Genomic DNA, 20,410 nt, shown 5'->3' on the forward strand with positions numbered 1-20,410 from the left:
ACTGTTATGAAAAAGTTGATATTCATCACCATATTTACAATTCTGCTATTCTCAGCCTGTGGTACTATGCGGCTCGCGGATGTTTCAAATCTGGCTATAGGGATGACTCAAAATGAGGTAAACCAAATAATGGGACAACCAATACGAGTGTTATCTTCCACTTATACACAAGACGGACGACAGGACGTATATGAGTATTATACCTACAGAAATGAAGCCTATGCGATAGAGTTTTGGGACGGAAGGTTATCCCGATACGACTTTATGTATGAAGACATCCCCCCTGCCGGAATTGCTCCACGGCCACCTTACACCACTTATCCTAACCGGCCGTCTCAGCCCGTTCGTCCATCACAACCGAACAGACTGGAAAGCAGTAGGCCGTCAAATACAAACCGGCCAGGAAATAGCACTTCCAATTCAGGTCGGCCTACAACTAGACCGTCGGAGGATAATAAACCCGGTAATAGTGGCAGACCTTCATCCGGCGGCACAGAGCGACCGTCTTATGGCACCGGTAACAGACCATCGTCAAGAAGCAACACCCAGACGACAGAGCAAAGTAAACAAACCGAAGAAAATAAAGACAAAAAATAAAAATCAATACCCATTCTTACCTGTTAAAAATGGGTATTTTATAGTATTGAGTCTCATCACTTCCTCTTATTATTTCCTATCACAAAGACGCTGTCAGTATATCAATAAGTTTGTATACTATAACAACTATACATACTACAACGATTGCTATCATACCTGCTAAAATTTTATTTGCATATTTTTTCATAATATCTCTATCCTTTTGACTTATTATACCTATCAACCACCTCATCTATACTGATATCCAGCAATTCCATAGTCTTGAAAGTTTCAGGAAGCATTTCCTCGAAGAAATCTTTCTTCTGAAGATTCAGTATTTGTTTACGGGCATTTTCTGCTACATAATATCCCATACCACGTTTTGAATAGATGATATTTTCTGCCTGCATATATTCAAAAGCCCGCATGGCTGTATTGGGATTGACCTGCAATATTGTACCCAACTCTCTGACAGAGGGAACACGCTCCTCTTCGGCCCATTCATTGGTCAGCATTTTCTGAAAACAGAAGTCCACTATTTGCAGATATATCGGCTTATTTGATTTAAAATCCATAATGTTAAATTTCTGTTTCTCTCAGTTTAAAAAAGGATACAGTCCACATACCTACAGGTACCACAATATCTATAATAACACTACAAGCCCTGATTATAGCATCGGAGGTAAAAGCCATGAGCCCCATAGAGTGTCCTGCTTCATAACCTATATTAAAAGCTTGCTGTTGATCACTATTCAGGTTAAAGGTCATATTACCATGCTCCATGGAAAGATGCACCATCAATATTGCTCCAAATATGAGTACTATAAACAATATCAATAAGATTACCGAGGTTTTAGCAAAAGAATACCTTTTGAAATAATAATATCCACACATGAATATAGATTGGAAAAACAGCATCACAAACAGAACTTTTGGCTTATAAAGATTATCTGTCAATACCATTTCTTTAGCATGTACCTGTACTCCTTCGACCGGAATAAAGCCTGTTATAATGTTCAACAGTGACAATAATATGAATATCATTACTGGTAGTACAATCACATATTTAATCCAGACACTTATAAACTTTTCAAAAGTTGATGACGGTAATGTAAAATCGAAAATGCTCGAATGCCTTCCCCTCGATTTCTCAAAAAAACAAGGTCCGCCAATTATAATTGTACCAGCTATCAAATATATCAATGCAATCAAATTGCTATCGGTTGTTAACACGTTCAAAAGCATGGACAAAAAGTAAAGCCCGACGAGTCCGCCTGCAATGTACAAGTACTGCATCCTCGACAAGAAGAAGTTACGCTTTTCCAATTCCCAAAAACGATTTATATTAAATATTGCATTCATCCTATCACTTATTAGAGTTAAATAATTCCTTGATCTTCCCCTTATTACTCACAACCGTATTGAATAGAGTCTCTATATTTAAGGTACTCTCTTCCTTATATTCGTTTACCTGTACCGACGCATAGCCTTGCATCGTCTGCTCGCAATAAAGCGCCTCTTGCGGTTTGGTTGATGTATATGAGAACAAAAGTTTTCGGGTAATCTCTTCCACCGAGTTATTCAACAATATCTGATTACGGTCCAATATAATGATAGGATCTATCAGGCTTTCCAGATCCCGTACCTGATGGGTGGAAATCAGGATACATCTGCTATCCTCAAAAGCCGAAGCTACGATCTTTCTGAACTGCGCCTTTGATGGAATATCCAGGCCATTGGTAGGTTCGTCGAGCAAAGTAATTGGTGTATTAAGAGCAAGAGCGAATGCTATCATTACCTTCTTTTTTTGCCCAAAAGATAATTCTGCCATCTTTCTGTCCTTATCCACATGAAAGTCGTTCAGATAAACATCGAACTGCGTCTCACTGAAATTGGGATAGAATGAAGAATTATACTTTATAAAATCTTTTATAAGCATATTCTGCACATGAAACTCCTCCGGCAAGAAGAAAAGCTGTTTCAACATCTCCGGGTTCCTGTATGCAGACTCATACTCAAAAACTTTACAACTACCATTCTTAGGAAAACACAATCCGCTGATTAAATGCAGCAAAGTAGTTTTACCCACCCCATTTTCACCCAGCAGACCATATATCCCTCCTTGCATATCAAAAGAAACATGCTCGAATACAGGCCGTTTCTTATTATAATAGAAGCTTAAGTCATTTATCTTTATCATACATTTTAGTGTATTAGTTTATTAGTACACTGCAAATATATTGCATATTTTTATATATCCAATAGAAAATGAAAACTTTTTTTGAAAAATCTATATAGACTTTCAATCAATACGGATAAACAATTGATAAACAGAAACATGATTAACACAAACTTATTAGACACGCCTAAAAAGGTAACAATAGTAACAGAGAAAATAATTAATAATTAATAATTAGCTTATCATGTTGAGCAGAGCAGGGTACCCTGTTTATAAAAAACTCCGTATTACTCCTTTTACTCTGTGTTTAAATAAAAAGTAACAAAGGTAACACATGTATCACTTTTAGCTGATAGCTATTAGCCGTTAGCTTAGGCTATCACACAAGAGACTTTAGGGTAAACATAAATACAGTTCTTTCAACTTTGTACTCATTACTTAAAACTTATTACTTGTTAAAAGGTTACAAAGGTTACACTATTTCACTCATTTGCTAATATGCTAATATGCTAATCTACAGATTTACGAATCAATCTTTCAAAGAACTATCAACTAACAGCTAAAGGCTATCAGCTACATACATAGATAAACTTTCTGAAAAATATCACGCCTTTTGCCTAAATATAATCTTTTGATAGTTTATCTTTGTTTTTAACTATAAACAATAATAAAATATATGAAACATATCGTTTTCCTCTCATGTCTCATTCTCCTTTTATCAGGTTGCAGATCAACTACAAGTAATGTACAAGCAAAGCCTGAAGGATGGTTCAACATCGCAGTAGCCGAAGATGTGGAAATATATACGGATACGACCAGTATAAGACACGAAGGGGCGGTAGCTTATGCCCGTGAGAAAAGGGTCTATATAACACCTGAAAGCAAAAAGCTGTATGTAGACAAAATCAGGGCAGAATATACTAAAATGGGAAAAGCTGAGAAAGCCGATAAATGGAACGATTTCAGTTACTGTATCTACAATTGCCTGTATGAGTGTACCAACAAAAGATTCAGAATATTATCGGTCGAAGACTATGACTCTGCCGGAAAGCGAATAGCCAAAACCACTCCAGCTAAAAACAATATCAGGTGGCTGAACGTAGACAGTGAAACTGTTGGAGACTATACCTTCTTCTTTGTCTGTGATTATCAGCAATAAATAATATGCGACTATCGATTTTTATACACAAGTCTTTTCAACTTTTTTCTTAAGCAAATAGTAATATATCTTTGAGTAAAACTGGAATATTGAGTACTTAAACTAATATTTAATTAAATTAAAGCGTACCGCAATATGGTAGATATAAAGAGCCTTAAAACTACATTTCTAATTCTTTTGTTACTCATATTTCCATTGACTGTATTCTCTCAAACACGATTAATAAAAGGAAATATTATAAATGATTCTGATGATAGCTATATTCCTAATGTAAGTGTTTTTCTAAAAAATGTCGGATTTGGTACAATAACAGATAAAAATGGCAACTTCGTGCTTAATATCCCAACCATGTATGAAAAAGAATACCTTTATTTTACAGGTATAGCTTTAAGAAAAGACAGTATCCTTATTAAAGATATCATCTCTCCATTAACAGTAAAATTATCATCCGAAATATATCAGCTATCCGAAGTATATATTATGCCTGACAGTACTTTGCTAACATTGCTCAGAAGTGCCTATGACAGGATCCCTGAAAACTATCCTGAGACTCCGACTCTTACTGAAGGATTTTATAGGGAGAGTGCCCAAAATGAAAATGAAGAGCAGGCGGATTTCATTGAAGCTTTACTATCTGTATATAAAGACCCTTATCAAAAGCCCAGTGAAAATCCGGGACAAATAGAATTAATAAAATCGCGAAAAAGGAAAATCCGTGATACCGGAATATTGTATTATGGCGGTCCATTCCTGATTATAAAAAATGACTTCGTTTTATCCCGTGCTGAATTTATTCAACCAAAGAAATTTAAAAATTACAACTATAAATTCAATGGGATAAAAACATTAAATGGTTCTGATTTTTATGAGATCGACTTTCGTAAAATATCAAAAGATTCTTTAGCTCTCTCAGGGACAATGCTAATAGAGAAAGAAAGTCTGGCATATGTGTCATTTGATATAAATAATAATAAAAATTCGTTGGAAACTCAAATTAAGCAACGATTAAGAATAATTAATTCCACTTATGAGAAACTAGATGGAAAATGGCATTTAAAATATTCTACTCTGAAAAAGGAGGATATTCGCAGATTTGGTAATAAAAGAATATATGGAGCGATAGATTACGTTGCTCTCAATGTAAAACAGGATTCTGTTAATCCTATCCCCTTTGAAAAACAGTTACAGTTCTTTGACCCTCTCATTCTAAAAGCCGATGAATATAACAAAAAAGGATGGACAGACTACAAGAGCCTTGAAGAGAAACATTTAAACAAGGCTAATTTTGAGTTTTCAATAAATGAGTCTGCTAAAATATTTGAAAAGGAATATCCACAGACAAAAGCCCGGAGAACTATGAGATTAATTTCAATTTTAACCAGATTTAGTTACGACTTTGGATTTTCCTACAGGCCTGTTAGTGTAAACAAAGTGACCCATGATATTTTGTTCCGGCCCCATACCGATTTTATCCCATTTAGAATTCAGAGTACTCAAAAGCATCAGAGTAATAATGTTTTAATACAATCAGCTATGGGATATAAGTTAACTAAAAATATAAGTTTATTCTATCAAGGAAGTACCGATTTATTCAATAAGTCTATTTCGGTAAGTGAAAATAAGTTGGGTATAGAATATAGTAAGAACCTAAAGAAAACCGGTTTTCCTTTATTTATAGAAACATCCTTGATGTATTCATTAAATAGTTATTACTCCAATCTGGGTAAATATGATAATCCGGCTGAGTTTAGATATAAAGGCAAAAAAATTGATTCAAATATCATATCTTTTGATTATGGATATAAATATCATTCTATTACTCCTCAAATAGCATTGGTTAAAAGAGTAAGCAGAGTATTCTCTATGAAAATGTACATGTCTTACGATATTCATTTATCCTCAGATAAAATATTCCGTATAAAAGAAGAGGAAGGTGGATTATTCTCCAAAAAGAAAATAGAACTACAAAGTGATGATGATGCTCTTATTTTCAATAACGATTCTTCATGGGAGTCATTTAATGTAAATAGATTTCAGTTTGGCGTATTACTGAGATTCAAATAAAAGAAAATCCGTATCTTTGTAATCTAATTTAGTCGAAGATGCTCGCTATAACTATATCATGGATTGCTATTTCGGTAGTATTCCTTTCCATGGGAGACATTCTTGCCTCCTTATATAACAGACTTTGCAAACAAAATGAACAATATGGACTAACAGATACATTCCTGCTCGGGATGTGCTTTACCCTGATACCTCTATCCATTGCTTCATTCTGGTTGCCTTCCAATCATTATGTATTATTGGCGCTTCTTGTAACATGTGTTGTATATTGGATTACAAGGAAAAACCATTTTCTGGTTGTCTTCCGAAAAATCAGATCGAGCTTCGCTCATCTATCCCTCTTACAATCAGCAATTTTTATTATACCTATAATCAGCCTGATGATAGCAATCATCTGGCAGGTAGGTGTGTTCGACTCCTTGCTTTATCATCAACAGAATATACGATGGAATGAAGAATTTGCAGTCGTACCCGGACTCGGGAATATAGAACACAGGTATAGTTTCAACTCCAATTACCTTTTGTTATCTGCCATTTTCAGCCTGAGAGCCATATTCGGCGAGGGTGTGTACAGTTTGCAGGTACTGGTATTGATAGCTGTAATATGCTGGACAATAAAAGAGATTATACAATCGGGTTATGAAATAAAGCGCATATTACTGTTATTGATAATAACAGGATATATCTTTACATTCGGATATTCATTAGCTGCAACCTCTACAGATGCCATACCCAATATAGTATCTTTATATCTGATAGCAAAACTACTATTATATCCGGATTCTCCGGGAGACAAAAAATTGTTTTTTGTTATTATCCCCATAGCCTTATTTACATTCAAACTCACCATAATTCCGCTTGGTCTTATTTCTTTATATATACTTGTGCAGTTGGCTCGAAACAAAGGATACAGGACAGCTTTATTGCTTGCTTTCATCCCTGTGGTAATACTGGTACTTTGGTTTATCAGGAATGTTATTACTTCGGGCTATCTGATTTTTCCGCTTCACGAAATAGACATTTTTACTGTCGACTGGAAAATTCCTGCCTTTGTAGCCATAGAAGAAAAAGATTTTATTTTTTCGTGTGGAATACGTGCTCTGAATGATGTTATCTGGCAAATTGTACATCCTGAATTAAACAGTTTTGATGGAATATACCGGTGGGGAATGAATCTTATTTTTATAGCTCCTACCCTGCTTTCTCCCGTCGTAGTCGTTTATTCTCTGATAAAGAAAAGGTATTTGCATAAGAACGTATACTTCGTGTATATCATATTGTTAGCGGTAATAGGATTGTGGTATTGGGGAGGCCCCGATCCCCGTTTTATAGGAGGGATATTGTTTGCTGTTATATATTATATCTGTTATCTTTTATTCGCTACAAGAGAAGAAAAACTATATCCTAAAGCGGGCACGATACTTACTGCTGCGTTTGCCCTTCTTATGGGATACTGGGCTGTAAGCCGCTCTATTAAGTTTTACAATATGTTTGACTTAAAAACTCCTAAAGCAAATAGCAGACCTGTATCCAACATTCTTATAAGACAATATCCTTACAGGGAATTGCTCAAATCGCTCACTTTATATACCGATGAGTTTCTTCCTTACAAATTGGACAATGGGGCAATCATTTATATTAGCAAGTCTCCCGAAATACCTGACGGACGCTTTGTATGCTTCGAAAGTCCTTTTCCGTGTACAGTCTTACAAGCCGATGCTCCGGGAAAGTATCAGGACATAAGCTCTGTTACCACACGGGGGAAAAGTTTACAAGACGGATTCAGACCTAAATAAGTTCACTTTTATTTCAGGATAAAAGAGCCTATTCTATCTTTTTCCCGAAAGGGAATAGCGCCAGATGTATCAGCTTGAAGTGTTGTTTTCCAAAAGGAATCCCGATTATTGTAATACAGAATATAATTCCCCAAAACAAATGGGTAAGGGCAATCCAGAATCCTCCTATAATAATCCAAATAATATTCATTACCAAACTAAGGCAACCGACAGAACTTTTATCATCTACGACCTTACTACCAAAAGGCCATAAGGCAAGAATCCCCAGTTTGAAAGACTGTATGCCGAATGGAATGCCTATGATTGTAATCATCATCAGAAAGCCCGCAATAAAGTATTCGAGAGCTAACATAAAACCGCCGAATAATACCCAGATAATATTTCCTATCGTTTTCATATCAATTATACATTATGTTTTAAGCAAATATAGCAGGAAAAATGACATGTTATTCATTACCCGTTTTTTTTCTATCAGATATATATAATATTAATGCCAATCAGTAGTTAAAGTAATTATTGTAGTATAAAATTGTTCGTTTCTTCTATGCATATAAGCGTTCTTGGTAAAAACTTTTATCATTCAGTTCAAGCCTGCCGCGCCCTCCCGGGCTTGTCCTCACTTTTGGCATTGCCCAAAAGTAAGCAAAAAGCTAGCGCTTCGTTCCTCGGCGACCCAAAACCGTTTTGCCGTCTGAATCAAACACACGGGCTACCGCCCCGTTTGATTCTACGCCGTCTGCAACGGATTGGGTACCCCGCCTGCGTCACTAATGCGCAAGGGCTGACGCACGCGGGGCTAAAGCATCAAGAAACTCTATTCTGTCGCCGCATCGCGATTCTGGCCTCATTCCGCAGGCGGACCCAATCCATAAAGCGGAGGTGTAGGGCAAAATAGGGTAGCTGCTATACACGACTGATAATCCGGCTATGGATGATTCCGTATTATTTTGCCCCACCGAAGCTGCGGTTTTGGGTCGCCAAAGGGATGCAGCCTTGATTTTTTGTTTCGTTTTGCATCAAGGCAAAATGAAAAACAAGCCGGACGGCGCGTTAGATAAAATAGAACATATAAACTCAACTACTGATTCGAATTATTAATTAATAGTTGAAATCTTTCCAGTTGTATGAAAAATGACTAATAGAATAGAGTGTTTCATTTACAAACACTTCATTCCCGTAATTACTGATTCCAATACAGGATTGCATTAATTATATAAATATATATAAGAATATCTATTATTATTTTTATACTTTTAATTAAAACTTTTACGCTTACTTCAATGTTAAATAGTGAAATAAACTATAATAGTAATACACAAAAACAGACACATTATGAAAAATCTGAAAAAAGCAATCGAAGGACGCCGGACTTATTACAGTATCAGTGACAAAAGTCCTGTATCGAATGAAGAAATAAAAGAAATTATCGATTTTGCTGTATTAAATGTTCCGTCAGCATTCAACTCCCAATCGACAAGAGTAGTTCTTTTACTGAATGACAATCATAAAAAACTGTGGAATATCGTAAAGGAAGTATTGAAAAAAATAGTTCCTGCCGATGCATTTCCATCGACAGAAGCAAAAATAGACAATGCTTTTGCTGCCGGTTACGGCACAGTGCTATTCTATGAAGACCAAAGTGTAGTAGAAGGCTTGCAAAAGGCATTCCCTTCATATAGCGATAACTTCCCTGTATGGTCGCAACATACATCGGCTATGCATCAGTTCACCATCTGGACAATGCTTGAAGAGGTGGGATTCGGAGCATCGCTGCAACATTACAACCCTATAATAGATGAAGAAGTAGCTAAGTCTTTTTCTATCGATGCTAAATGGAAATTGATCGCTCAAATGCCATTCGGCACTCCTACCAGCGAACCTGCACCAAAAGAATTTCAACCACTAGAAGAAAGGGTTGTGGTTTTTAAATAAGCAGGTGATTACATATAATTCAAAAGCGGATGAATATTAATTTCATCCGCTTTTTCTGTTTAATCTCTCACTACTAATCTACAAGTAAGGTCGCAGACCTTTTGTTTGTTATAATCAAATACTATTACGTCAAATCCTTTCTGAGTCTCATAGTTCTTCGAAACGTGCCTGGAAGAAACGAAGATATTTCGGTTCATACACCATTTCCAACCCTCTTGCTTTTTCCCTGTTTTTATACATTTCTATAATACTCCATGCTGCCACGTCGAAATGCGCCTGCGTATATACACGCCGGGGAATAGTAAGGCGTACCAGTTCCAACGCAGGATAATAATGGTCGCCTGTATCCTTATTCCTTCCAGCAGAAACGATTCCGCGTTCCATACCTCTCACTCCTGATTCTACAAATAGATCGGCCGCTAATTTCTGCGCGGGAAACTGGTCCTGTGGTATATGTGAATAAAACTTTTTAGCATCCAAAAATACCCCATGACCACCTATTGGTAAAACAATAGGAATCCCGGCATCTTTAAGCAGATTACCGAAATATTCTACCTGCCTTACACGTGAAGCGATCATATCATCCTGAACGGCTTCTATCAAACCCTGTGCCATTGCTTCCATATCGCGACCGGCTAATCCACCATAGGTAGGCATACCTTCGTAGACCACAATCAGGCTGCGGAGTTCATCAAACAGATCGGGGTCATTGCACATTACGAGCCCTCCTATATTCACATACAGGTCTTTCTTGGCACTTACTGTCGCCGCATCGCTATATGAACAAAATTCATGGTTAATATCCTCTACCGTTCTATTTTTGTATCCCTCTTCACGCTGCTGGATAAAGTAAGCATTTTCAATATTACGGGTTGCATCCAGCACAACCTTAATGCCGTGTTTATGTGCAAGTTCAGACACAGCTTTCATATTGTCCATACTTACAGGCTGCCCTCCGGCCATATTTACGGGAGCGCCTACTGTGATATATGCTATATTTTTTGCCCCTTTATCATTTATCAGTTTTTCGAATTTATCCAGATCTATATTCCCTTTGAACGGATGATCGGACTGGCTTTTGTGAGCTTCGTCTATGATCACATCCACGAATGTACCTCCGGCAATTTCCTGATGTTGACGTGTAGTGGTAAAATACATATTTCCGGCAACAAACTGTCCGGGTGTGATGGTACATTTACTCAACAGGTTTTCGGCTCCCCGTCCCTGATGGGTAGGTAAGATATATTTATATCCGTAATATTTCCGGCAAACTTCTTCCAGGTAATAATAGCTGCGGCTACCCGCATACGCTTCGTCACCTATCATCATACGCGACCATTGCATATCGCTCATAGCATTTGTACCACTGTCGGTGAGCAAGTCGATATATACGTCATCGGCATGGAGCAGAAACGTATTCCATCCGGCCTCTTTCATTGCTTTTAAACGATGTTCACGTGTTGTTGTTTTCAATGGTTCTACAACCTTGATGCGGTAGGGCTCTGCCCATGGTTTCTTAGAGAATGCCATACTGTAGTATTTTAGGGTTAAACTTCTATGTTGAGAATATACTAACCAAGGCTAACAGCTATCTATTTGACTACAAAGACAGCGACATTCAACAAATATAAGACATTTAGATGAGAAAAGAAGCGATAAATATATTTATTTTTCTATCATTTTATCACAAAGCAATTCACTTAATATATAAACTCTCCATGTTTATTTATCTTTATTCTTTTTGTTCTTTCTGAATTCGTGAGGATGAACCGGATTTTTCATACTCCATATATTTAACCTCTGACGACGGGCGGATTGCTCCAAAGCCTCAAGTTTCGGATCATTGGCATAATGGCTGTAATACCACGCCAGACCGTTGCGTACCATTTCTTCATTCAGATTCACGCCATCCGCAAATGCAATGCCCAGGGTACGGCCATATTGGTCTGTATCCTTTTTTTCTATAGTAACCATCTTCCCGTAACATAAATCATTCAGGAATTCGCGCGATTTGGTTCCGAAATCCTGTCCTCGCTCAGGCGCATCTATGGCGTATAAGCGAATTTTAACCCGTTCATTATTGTTCGTCAGCAGGGTAAACGTATCTCCATCGGCAACGCTCACAACTTTACCTGTCAATGATCCCGTTGAAGCATCACTCTCACCCTCTCCTGTATAGGCTGTATAAATAATCAGTGCTGTGCTTAGCAGAAGAGATAATATAGATAGTATTTTTTTCATCAGAAGAGTATTGTTTAAAAAGAAAAAGGACCAAAATAGGGCAATACCCCGTTTTACTCCTTTTATTTTTCCTATGCGGAGAGGAAGAGATTCGAACTCTCGATACCCTTTAGGGGTATACACGCTTTCCAGGCGTGCCTCTTCAACCACTCGAGCACCTCTCCTTTTTCTGGTTGTAGCGGGTGCAAAGATAAAATTATTTTTTCAATCCGAACAGCTTTATTGCATTTTCTGTTGTTATTTCTCCTACTTCGTTTAAACTAAGGCCAAATATTTCAGCCAGTTTTTCAACAACCTTTATCGTATACGAAGATTCGTTTCGCTTGCCACGATAAGGTACAGGAGCGAGATAAGGAGAATCAGTCTCAATGATTATTTTAGATAAATCGACCTGCTTCAGAACAGTTGACAGTGTAGAATTCTTAAATGTAACAACTCCGTTGATTCCCAATAAAAAGTTTTCTAACCTAAGTATTTCAGCCAGTTCGTTCTCACTTCCACCAAAACTATGGAATACCCCTCTTAACTTTTCAGGGCCTACATTCTTAATACATTCTACACACTCCAATATAGCATCACGTGAATGTATTGCTACCGGTAAATCATACGCTATACTCCAGCGAAGCTGCTCTTCAAAGACCTGTCTCTGTTCTTTTTCATATGTCTTATCCCAATAGAGATCCAGCCCTATTTCACCAATAGCGATATAGGAACGTTTCGAAAATTGCTGTTTAATAATTTCTAATTGAGAAAGCCAATCCTCACCTACACTTGTAGGATGCAGTCCCATCATCGGAATGCAATAATCTGTATATTTGCCGGCTATATTATGCAAACGCCCTATTGAATCCACATCAATATTCGGAAGCAGGATCGTTTCCACACCCGCTTGTTTTGCTCTCAGAATCACTTCTTCGATATCATTATCAAATTCTTCGGAATAAATATGTGAATGCGTATCAATTATTTTCACGATCTTCTTTCTCTTTTTCGTCTTTTCTCAGATAATACACAACTCCGTATTCTTTACATCTTTCCAAACGTTCTTTAGCGGGAAGATTTGCAAAGGCCGACTCAATCTGGTTCCATAACGTAGACAAGACATTATCTATATCTTTCCTTTGTTCACTAAGTATATCCAACTGGCGGGCGGTCGTATTCTGATATGTTTTCTGATTAAAATAGGCATCCTTAAATTGCGAAAAGGCTACGTTTACCCTCGCAATAGTAGGATTGTAGATAGGTGCTCCCCCCTGCCCCAGCCGGGCTTGCTCTCCCTTCATAAGGCTATCTCCCCAGTACAGCAATGCATCATTACTCGTTAAATCGGGTACCGTAAAATTATCCGGATCGATATTATAAAGTTGCTTCTGCTCCTTTTTTATTTCGTTACGGATAACACACAAATTCATAACCTGTATAAAATGCGATATATAGAGCCTGGCGTTCTTCACCAGTTTCTGAAATTTCCTATTCGATGCAGCCTGTGTCTCAAGACTATCTCGATAACGAAGCTGCGCATTTTCAAAGTTACGCAGCATTAATTCCATTTTGCGGATATCAAGAGATATGACACCTTGTCCGAAAAGGGAATTATGTTTTTCTATTGCTGCTTTCAACGCCTTTATTCGTGCATTATCTGTATTGGGCAAACGACGATACGGCATAATAATAAGGGTTAATGTTTAGAATTTAGGATATCCGGGATGTCAGATTTTTCGCTAGTTTAAGCAATTCAGTCTTTCTTTCATCAATTATACTGACTTTATCCAGACAACCCATTGCTTTCTCATAATAATCACTGATAAGCTTTTCTGACTTCGTTTTCAGATCAAGTTTATCGTATATCTTAGTTACCGCCTCAATTTTTTTATTTTGCTCAAAGTCCGTTTTATCTATCCATGTCAGCAATTCGTTTCTAGTCAATGGATCGGCTAATGCAGTAATCAACAGAAATGTTTTCTTATTACATAGTATATCACCGCCTATCTTCTTCCCGAAGCTTTCGCTATCGCCGTATACATCAAGTAAATCGTCCTTCAACTGAAATCCCAGGCCTACATTTATCCCGAATTCATACAGATTATCAGCATCTGCATCCGGAGCACCTGCCACAATAGCCCCTTCCTTTAAGGCACAGCCTAACAATACTGCTGTCTTCAATCGTATCATTTCCAGATATTCAGGGATTGTAACATCCAGCCGTTGTTCAAACTCCATATCATATTGTTGCCCACAGCATATTTCTGTTGCAGTTTCAGAAAATAAATCCAATACACGGGGTAATTGCTCCGAGTCTGTTTTAGCAATTTCCTTATATGCCTCAATAAGCATTGCATCACCCGAAAGCACGGCCGTATTATCATTCCATCTAATATGAACGGTCGGTTTACCTCTACGCATATCAGCCCTGTCCATGAGGTCGTCATGTAAAAGTGTAAAATTGTGGAACACCTCTATAGCCAGCGCGATAGGGATAACCCTCTCCACATCCTCTTTATATAAATTATATGACATAAGGGCCAAGGCAGGGCGAACCCGTTTGCCACCCAGAGAAAGTATATAGGTTATAGGATCGAAAAGTGACTGTGGTTTATTCTTATAGTTTATCTGAGTGATTCGAGTATTTACAATATCTAAAACCTCATCGAAGTTATATAGAGACTTCTTCATTGATCAGTAGTTATTTACAATTACAATTAATATTCTATGAGACGGAGAACCTTTCTTTTATTGGTGCACTCTAGCAAAGATAGTTTATTAACAACAAAAATCAAAATATTCTAAAATAGAACATTTTAATTTGAAATTATTCCTATTTTTATGGGTCATTAACAAAAAAGTGATTTTTTTCATGAAAAACTACTATTTACTACTTATTTCAAGCTTATTTATTATTCAGGCATGCAGCCAGAATAAACAACCCGGACAAAATGTTAAAGAAACGGCTGGCAATCCGATTTTTGAAGGACGGTATGCCGACCCCGAAGGTATCATCTTCGACGATAAATACTGGGTTTATCCTACATACTCGGCTCTTTATGAAGACCAGGTATTTATGGATGCTTTTTCTTCACCCGACCTGGTGAACTGGACTAAGCATGAACGTATAATAGATACCGCTTCCGTGAAATGGATTAAACGTGCCATGTGGGCGCCTGCCATTGTAAAAAAGGATAACAAGTACTTCCTTTTCTTTGCAGGAAACGATATCCAGAACGATGACGAATACGGAGGTATAGGAGTTGCTGTTGCCGACAAACCGGAAGGTCCGTTCAAAGACCATATCGGCAAACCGCTTATCGACAAGTTCTACAATGGGGCGCAACCTATCGACCAGTTTGTATTCAAAGACAAAGACGGTAGCTATTACATATATTACGGAGGATGGAGACATTGCAATGTCGCTAAATTGAACGATGATTTCACAGCTATTGTTCCGTTAGAAGATGGTACAATGTTTAAGGAAGTGACCCCAGACAAATACGTAGAAGGCCCGTTCATGTTCATCAAAGACGGCAAATATTACTTCTTGTGGTCGGAAGGCGGATGGGGAGGACCTGACTATAAGGTGGCTTATGCTATTTCCGACAGTCCGTTCGGTCCGTTCGAGCGCATTGGCACAATTCTCGAACAAGACCCGAATATAGCCACAGGAGCCGGACACAATTCCATTATCCACGAACCGAAGTCCGATAAATGGTATATGGTATATCATCGTCGCCCGCTTACTGAAAAACACCGTGACGACAGAGAAACATGTATAGACGAAATGTTCTTCGATGAAAACGGACATATCAAGCCGGTGAAAATGACAAATGAAGGTGTGAAAAGTAATCCATTAAAATAAACTTTAATTATGAAGAAAATGTTTTTTGCAGCAATCGCTGCTAGCCTGCTTTTTGTAGGATGTAATGAAAAAGCCCCTGTAGGAAAGCTTACGGAATCAGGCTTGGATAAGAAGAATTTTGAAACGGAAGTCAATGGAAAGAAAACAGATTTGTACGTACTTACAAATCCCGGAGGAATGGAAGTTTGTATAACAAATCTCGGAGGCCGTATTGTTTCTATTATGGTTCCGGATAAAGACGGGAACAAAAAAGATGTTGTATTGGGATTCGACTCTATTCAGGACTACATCAATATACCATCTAACTATGGTGCTATCATCGGACGTTATGGTAACCGTATCGGAAATGGTACATTCCAAATTGATGATGTAAAATATGACTTACCAAAGAATAACTTCGGGCACACTTTACATGGTGGTGACAAAGGATTCCACACCGTAATTTTCGACGCTAAACTTGCAGCCGACAATATATTGGAACTAACCTATCTGTCGAAAGACGGAGAAGAAGGCTTCCCTGGCAACCTGAATGTGAAAGTAACCTACATTCTTGGCGACGACAACGCACTTCAGATAAAATATGAAGCTGAAACAGATAAACCTACTGTCGTGAATCTGACTAACCATTCATATTTCAACATGGACGGCGATCCTACTTCTAAAAACACAGACTGGTTGCTGACATTGCATGCAGATCAATATACTCCTATTGATTCTACGTTCATGACTACAGGTGAAATACTTACAGTAGAAGGTACACCAATGGATTTCCGTACACCGACTGCCGTTGGTGCAAGAATCGACGATGCTACTTTCACTCAACTGGTAAACGGTAAAGGATACGATCACAACTGGGTATTGAATACAGGTGGTGATATCAACAAAGTTGCCGCTACATTGGAATCCCCTAAGACCGGTATCGTATTAGACGTATATACTACCGAACCGGGAATGCAATTCTATGCAGGTAACTTCATGCAAGGAACCGACAAGGGCAAAAAAGGTATTGTTTACCAACACCGTACAGCCGTATGTCTCGAAACTCAGAAATATCCTGATACTCCTAACAAAAAAGACTGGCCTACAACTACGCTTCGTCCGGGAGAAAAATATCAGAGCGAAACAATATTCAAATTCTCTGTAAAGAAATAAGCTTTCATCTTAGAAGTTATGAAACAATGAGAAGCAGTCCGGATATCCGGACTGCTTCTTTCTTTAACACACAAACTTACGTTTAATTAAAAAGGAGTGGCTAAAATATATCTAATGCAATCTGCAGATTCGCTTCATTATTAGCAGGATTAAACATACCCATCACCGACACGGGCAGCGTGTAGTTTCCAAACTTTAACTTCTTCGATGCTGTAACATTAATATTTACAATCCCCGCATCTTTTGCATAAAAATGCGCATCGGTACCGTCCTCCGGATTCAGTGCAAATGCCCCGGCAACACCCAGATCCACATCTACCATACCTCCCCTGAGAACGGGGTAATCCATAGATACATATGTTGAATAAAGGTTCTTCTCGTTCAAAACTCCTCTGTCGCGCCCGAAAATAACCGTAGCCCAGCTAATATTCAGAGGGAAACTTCCCTGAAAACGGTATGCTATCGAGATATCGATAAAATGCCCCGTATCCCGCGCACTGTAATTAAACACCTGCCTGTTGTTATATGTCGCATCTTTCGAGAAGTTATAGATATCCCACAACGCAACAGTAAACCCACTCTTGGAATAAGACATATAATAGTCGAATTCTTTATAATCACCCGTAAAGCCGGCACCACCCCACAGTCCTACAGCAAAACTGTTGCTCTTATCCTTAAGATGTAAATCAACAGCTCCTAAAGCGGTATTGGTCACCTGCAATCCTCTCCAAAGATGCATATTCTTCAACTGCAGGGAAAAATCTACCGGGGTATACTTCTCTTCATCCTGAGCAAGCAGAGATAACGACGGCAATAAGCAAAGGGATAATGCGAGAATTGTTAGTTTAAAGTATTTCATAATTAACTATTTGAAAGGTTATAAAATGAGGCATAACCCGAGAATAAAGCAATACGACTCCCACTCTATGCCTGAAAAGACATAGTTATATTGCTACAATAATATGATTAATGAGATATTTTCAGAATGCCCCTTCTAATTATTTAAGCGGCGAGAGCAATATACAATAAAGCGGCGAGCGATCCGCCACATATCGGCGCCACAACTGGTAGCCACGCATATCCCCAGTTACTGTCCCTCTTACCTTTTATCGGTAATATAAAATGGGCAATCCGGGGGCCAAGATCACGGGCGGGATTGATTGCATAACCCGTTGTTCCACCTAACGACATACCGATGGCTACAATAAGGATGGCAACAGGCAATGGTCCTGCTATTTCCGCTCCGGCAGCGTAAAGAATGCCAAACACAAGAACGAATGTACCGACAACTTCACTGAAGAAATTAGAGAACCAGTTTTTTATAGCCGGCCCCGTACAGAATACCCCCAGCTTTGCATTCGGATTTTCTTCCTCATCGAAGTGTGGTTTGTACATAAGATAGACGATACATGCGCCAAGTATAGCGCCTAACATCTGGGCTATAATATAGCCGATAATACTGCCTTTGAAGCTGCCTGCAATAGCCAGACCTATTGTTACGGCAGGATTGAGGTGAGCACCCGAAAACGGAGCTGAAATGAAGGCACCCACAAATACGGCGAATCCCCAACCGAAGGCGATAACTACCCATCCGGCGCTATTACCCAATGTTTTCTTTAAAGAGACGTTTGCACATACGCCTGCTCCAAAAAGTATAAGTATGGCTGTGCCAATGAATTCGAATAAAATATCTTGTCCCATGGTCTTAATTATTAAAAGGTTAATTTAGTTCTGTATTATTTTAGCTTGCCAGCTCCCCGAGCCGAACGAAGAATCCGGGACGAATCCTTCATCATGGCCCGATTTAAAATAACGACTAATTAGTGTTGTGTTATCAAGATATGTTCAGCAACCTACTTCACCCACGATTGCGCACGGTATATCGCTTCAGACCATTTTCTCTTAGCCAGATGCATATCCACTTTCGGATCGGCTTCGAAACGGGAATCTACATGCCATTGCTTCTTCACTTCTTCGATATTTTCCCAGAAGCCGACAGCCAATCCTGCCAGATAAGCCGCTCCTAAAGCTGTTGTTTCCGTTGTCTGCGGACGAATTACCGTTTGCCCGAGTACATTCGCCTGGAATTGCATCAATAAATCATTTTTCGCAGCACCTCCGTCCACTCTCAGCTCTTTCAATCCCAGGCCTGCATCCAGAATCATGGCATTGATAACGTCCATAGTCTGGTAAGCAATACCTTCGAGAGCTGCACGTGCAATATGAGCAGCAGTTGTACCCCTCGATATTCCGACAATCGTTCCGCGTGCATACTGATCCCAGTACGGAGCTCCAAGGCCAGTCAGAGCAGGGACAAAATATACATCACCGTTGTCAGGTACCTGCATCGCCAGTTGTTCTATTTCGGAAGAGGAATTAATAACTTTTAGACCGTCACGCAACCACTGAACGATAGCACCTCCCACAAATATACTTCCTTCAAGCGCGTAAGTCGTTTTTCCGCCGATTTGCCATCCGATAGTAGTTACCAGGTTATTTTTCGACACAACAGGTTTCTCTCCGGTATTCATCAGGATAAAACAGCCTGTGCCGTATGTATTCTTTACCATACCGGTATCCACGCACATCTGCCCGAACAATGCAGCCTGCTGGTCTCCCGCAATGCCTGCAATCGGTACTTTAGATGCGAAGATTGTAGTCTTGGTATGTCCGTAAACTTCACTCGATGCACATACTTTCGGCATCATACTTTTGGGGATATTAAACAACTTCAACAAATCATCATCCCATTCCAGCGTATGGATATTATACAACATAGTGCGTGAAGCATTGGATACATCGGTGGCATGCACTTCTCCTCTGGTCAGTTGCCAGACAATCCATGTATCTACAGTGCCGAATACAAGCTGGCCATTCTCGGCTTTTGCTCTGGCGCCTTCCACATTATCCAGTATCCATTTCACTTTTGTTGCGCTGAAATACGCATCTACAATCAATCCCGTCTTATCTTTAATATACGGTAGAAGCCCTTCGTTTTTCAGTTTATCGCAATATTCGGATGTCCTTCTGTCCTGCCAGACAATCGCATTATAGACCGGATCGCCAGTCTCTCTATCCCAGACAATGGTTGTTTCACGCTGATTGGTGATACCTATCGCGGCAATATTAGTCCCGTTAATACCGATTTTCGTAATTGCTTCGGCAGCAACGGCAGCCTGCGAAGCCCAGATTTCATGCGGGTTGTGTTCTACCCATCCGCTTTGTGGAAATATCTGCGGAAATTCCTTTTGTGCAACAGAGCATATTTCTCCCTTATGGTCAAAGACTATAGCTCTTGAACTTGTAGTTCCTGCATCGAATGATAAGATATACTTTTCCATGTGGTTGATATTGATTAGGTTAAAAAAATGTGTCTTTTTTAAGGTCTCAGACCTATTTATTGCTTTTATATCTGCAACAGCAATAGTTAGTTATGACTAAAAATATTACATTAAATACTT

At 38.8% G+C, this 20,410-nt stretch carries 20 protein-coding genes and 1 tRNA gene; 8 read left to right on the plus strand and 13 right to left on the minus strand.

All coding sequences use genetic code 11. The annotated features are described in order from the left end of the window. Positions 1 to 6 precede the first annotated feature (6 nt). The gene (locus tag IR083_RS05425) at positions 7 to 597 is read left to right on the plus strand and encodes a hypothetical protein (RefSeq protein ID WP_194223559.1); all 591 of its coding nucleotides are present in this window, start codon (positions 7 to 9) and stop codon (positions 595 to 597) included. Positions 598 to 791: 194 nt separating this feature from the next. Here the strand turns inward: IR083_RS05425 and IR083_RS05430 are convergent, their stop codons facing one another. Genes IR083_RS05430 through IR083_RS05440 form a run of 3 tightly spaced genes read right to left on the minus strand, consistent with a single transcriptional unit; the run spans position 792 to position 2,776 of the window. Further along, complete coding sequence (locus tag IR083_RS05430) at positions 792 to 1,151, minus strand: GntR family transcriptional regulator (RefSeq protein WP_006800559.1); 360 nt, start codon at positions 1,149 to 1,151, stop codon at positions 792 to 794. Positions 1,152 to 1,155: 4 nt separating this feature from the next. Next, positions 1,156 to 1,938 carry a hypothetical protein gene (locus tag IR083_RS05435; protein WP_194223560.1) on the minus strand — a complete coding sequence of 261 codons (783 nt, stop codon included), beginning with the start codon at positions 1,936 to 1,938 and terminating at the stop codon, positions 1,156 to 1,158. Between the two features lie 4 nt (positions 1,939 to 1,942). Further along, entirely contained in the window at positions 1,943 to 2,776 is an 834-nt protein-coding gene (locus IR083_RS05440) for an ATP-binding cassette domain-containing protein (RefSeq protein WP_006800561.1), read from the minus strand. Between the two features lie 655 nt (positions 2,777 to 3,431). Here IR083_RS05440 and IR083_RS05445 point away from each other — a divergent pair. The 3 genes from IR083_RS05445 to IR083_RS05455 all read left to right on the plus strand — a co-directional run bounded on the left by IR083_RS05445 (position 3,432) and on the right by IR083_RS05455 (position 7,774). Continuing rightward, on the plus strand, positions 3,432 to 3,914 hold the full coding sequence (locus IR083_RS05445) for a surface-adhesin E family protein (protein ID WP_194223561.1): 483 nt from the start codon (positions 3,432 to 3,434) through the stop codon (positions 3,912 to 3,914). A gap of 135 nt (positions 3,915 to 4,049) precedes the next feature. Beyond that, complete coding sequence (locus IR083_RS05450) at positions 4,050 to 5,978, plus strand: carboxypeptidase-like regulatory domain-containing protein (RefSeq protein ID WP_194223562.1); 1,929 nt, start codon at positions 4,050 to 4,052, stop codon at positions 5,976 to 5,978. 38 nt (positions 5,979 to 6,016) lie between these two features. Further along, entirely contained in the window at positions 6,017 to 7,774 is a 1,758-nt protein-coding gene (locus tag IR083_RS05455) for an LIC_10190 family membrane protein (RefSeq protein ID WP_194223563.1), read from the plus strand. A 28-nt stretch (positions 7,775 to 7,802) separates the two neighbouring features. Here the strand turns inward: IR083_RS05455 and IR083_RS05460 are convergent, their stop codons facing one another. Beyond that, positions 7,803 to 8,171 (minus strand): YccF domain-containing protein, encoded by a 369-nt coding sequence (locus tag IR083_RS05460; protein ID WP_194223564.1) that lies wholly within the window; start codon positions 8,169 to 8,171, stop codon positions 7,803 to 7,805. Positions 8,172 to 8,701: 530 nt separating this feature from the next. On the opposite strand from IR083_RS05460, the gene IR083_RS24455 reads away from it, so the two are divergent. Continuing rightward, a complete protein-coding gene (locus tag IR083_RS24455; RefSeq protein ID WP_206759850.1) occupies positions 8,702 to 8,872 on the plus strand; it encodes a hypothetical protein in 171 nt (56 codons plus the stop codon). 234 nt (positions 8,873 to 9,106) lie between these two features. Further along, on the plus strand, positions 9,107 to 9,706 hold the full coding sequence (locus IR083_RS05465) for a nitroreductase family protein (RefSeq protein WP_199343192.1): 600 nt from the start codon (positions 9,107 to 9,109) through the stop codon (positions 9,704 to 9,706). Positions 9,707 to 9,853: 147 nt separating this feature from the next. Here IR083_RS05465 and IR083_RS05470 read toward each other — a convergent pair whose 3' ends face one another. The 6 genes from IR083_RS05470 to IR083_RS05495 form a co-directional block, all read right to left on the minus strand. Continuing rightward, positions 9,854 to 11,236, minus strand: coding sequence for a tyrosine phenol-lyase (locus IR083_RS05470; protein ID WP_194223565.1), 1,383 nt, complete (start codon positions 11,234 to 11,236; stop codon positions 9,854 to 9,856). A 192-nt stretch (positions 11,237 to 11,428) separates the two neighbouring features. After that, on the minus strand, positions 11,429 to 11,947 hold the full coding sequence (locus IR083_RS05475; RefSeq protein ID WP_194223566.1) for a thermonuclease family protein: 519 nt from the start codon (positions 11,945 to 11,947) through the stop codon (positions 11,429 to 11,431). A 76-nt stretch (positions 11,948 to 12,023) separates the two neighbouring features. Next, positions 12,024 to 12,111, minus strand: a tRNA-Ser gene (locus IR083_RS05480). A gap of 32 nt (positions 12,112 to 12,143) precedes the next feature. Then, positions 12,144 to 12,920 (minus strand): TatD family hydrolase, encoded by a 777-nt coding sequence (locus IR083_RS05485; RefSeq protein ID WP_194223567.1) that lies wholly within the window; start codon positions 12,918 to 12,920, stop codon positions 12,144 to 12,146. After that, on the minus strand, positions 12,907 to 13,614 hold the full coding sequence (locus IR083_RS05490) for a hypothetical protein (RefSeq protein ID WP_006798379.1): 708 nt from the start codon (positions 13,612 to 13,614) through the stop codon (positions 12,907 to 12,909). Before IR083_RS05490 ends, IR083_RS05485 begins: the two co-directional genes overlap by 14 nt. Positions 13,615 to 13,639: 25 nt before the next feature. Further along, the gene (locus tag IR083_RS05495; protein ID WP_006798380.1) at positions 13,640 to 14,620 is read right to left on the minus strand and encodes a polyprenyl synthetase family protein; all 981 of its coding nucleotides are present in this window, start codon (positions 14,618 to 14,620) and stop codon (positions 13,640 to 13,642) included. A gap of 181 nt (positions 14,621 to 14,801) precedes the next feature. Between IR083_RS05495 and IR083_RS05500 the strand changes: the two genes are divergently transcribed. Both IR083_RS05500 and IR083_RS05505 read left to right on the plus strand, forming a co-directional pair. Next, positions 14,802 to 15,797, plus strand: coding sequence for a glycoside hydrolase family 43 protein (locus IR083_RS05500; protein WP_194223568.1), 996 nt, complete (start codon positions 14,802 to 14,804; stop codon positions 15,795 to 15,797). 9 nt (positions 15,798 to 15,806) lie between these two features. Then, complete coding sequence (locus IR083_RS05505) at positions 15,807 to 16,949, plus strand: aldose epimerase family protein (protein ID WP_194223569.1); 1,143 nt, start codon at positions 15,807 to 15,809, stop codon at positions 16,947 to 16,949. Positions 16,950 to 17,049: 100 nt separating this feature from the next. Here IR083_RS05505 and IR083_RS05510 read toward each other — a convergent pair whose 3' ends face one another. From IR083_RS05510 to glpK, 3 genes are all read right to left on the minus strand, one after another. Beyond that, complete coding sequence (locus IR083_RS05510) at positions 17,050 to 17,808, minus strand: hypothetical protein (protein WP_194223570.1); 759 nt, start codon at positions 17,806 to 17,808, stop codon at positions 17,050 to 17,052. A gap of 143 nt (positions 17,809 to 17,951) precedes the next feature. Beyond that, a complete protein-coding gene (locus IR083_RS05515) occupies positions 17,952 to 18,650 on the minus strand; it encodes an MIP/aquaporin family protein (RefSeq protein ID WP_006798384.1) in 699 nt (232 codons plus the stop codon). Between the two features lie 152 nt (positions 18,651 to 18,802). Further along, entirely contained in the window at positions 18,803 to 20,290 is a 1,488-nt protein-coding gene (gene glpK / locus IR083_RS05520; RefSeq protein WP_194223571.1) for a glycerol kinase GlpK, read from the minus strand. Positions 20,291 to 20,410: the final 120 nt, after the last annotated feature.

The sequence above is a fragment of the Dysgonomonas sp. GY75 genome, from assembly GCF_015234155.1.
In the GTDB taxonomy this organism is placed as follows: Bacteria; Bacteroidota; Bacteroidia; order Bacteroidales; family Dysgonomonadaceae; genus Dysgonomonas; species Dysgonomonas gadei.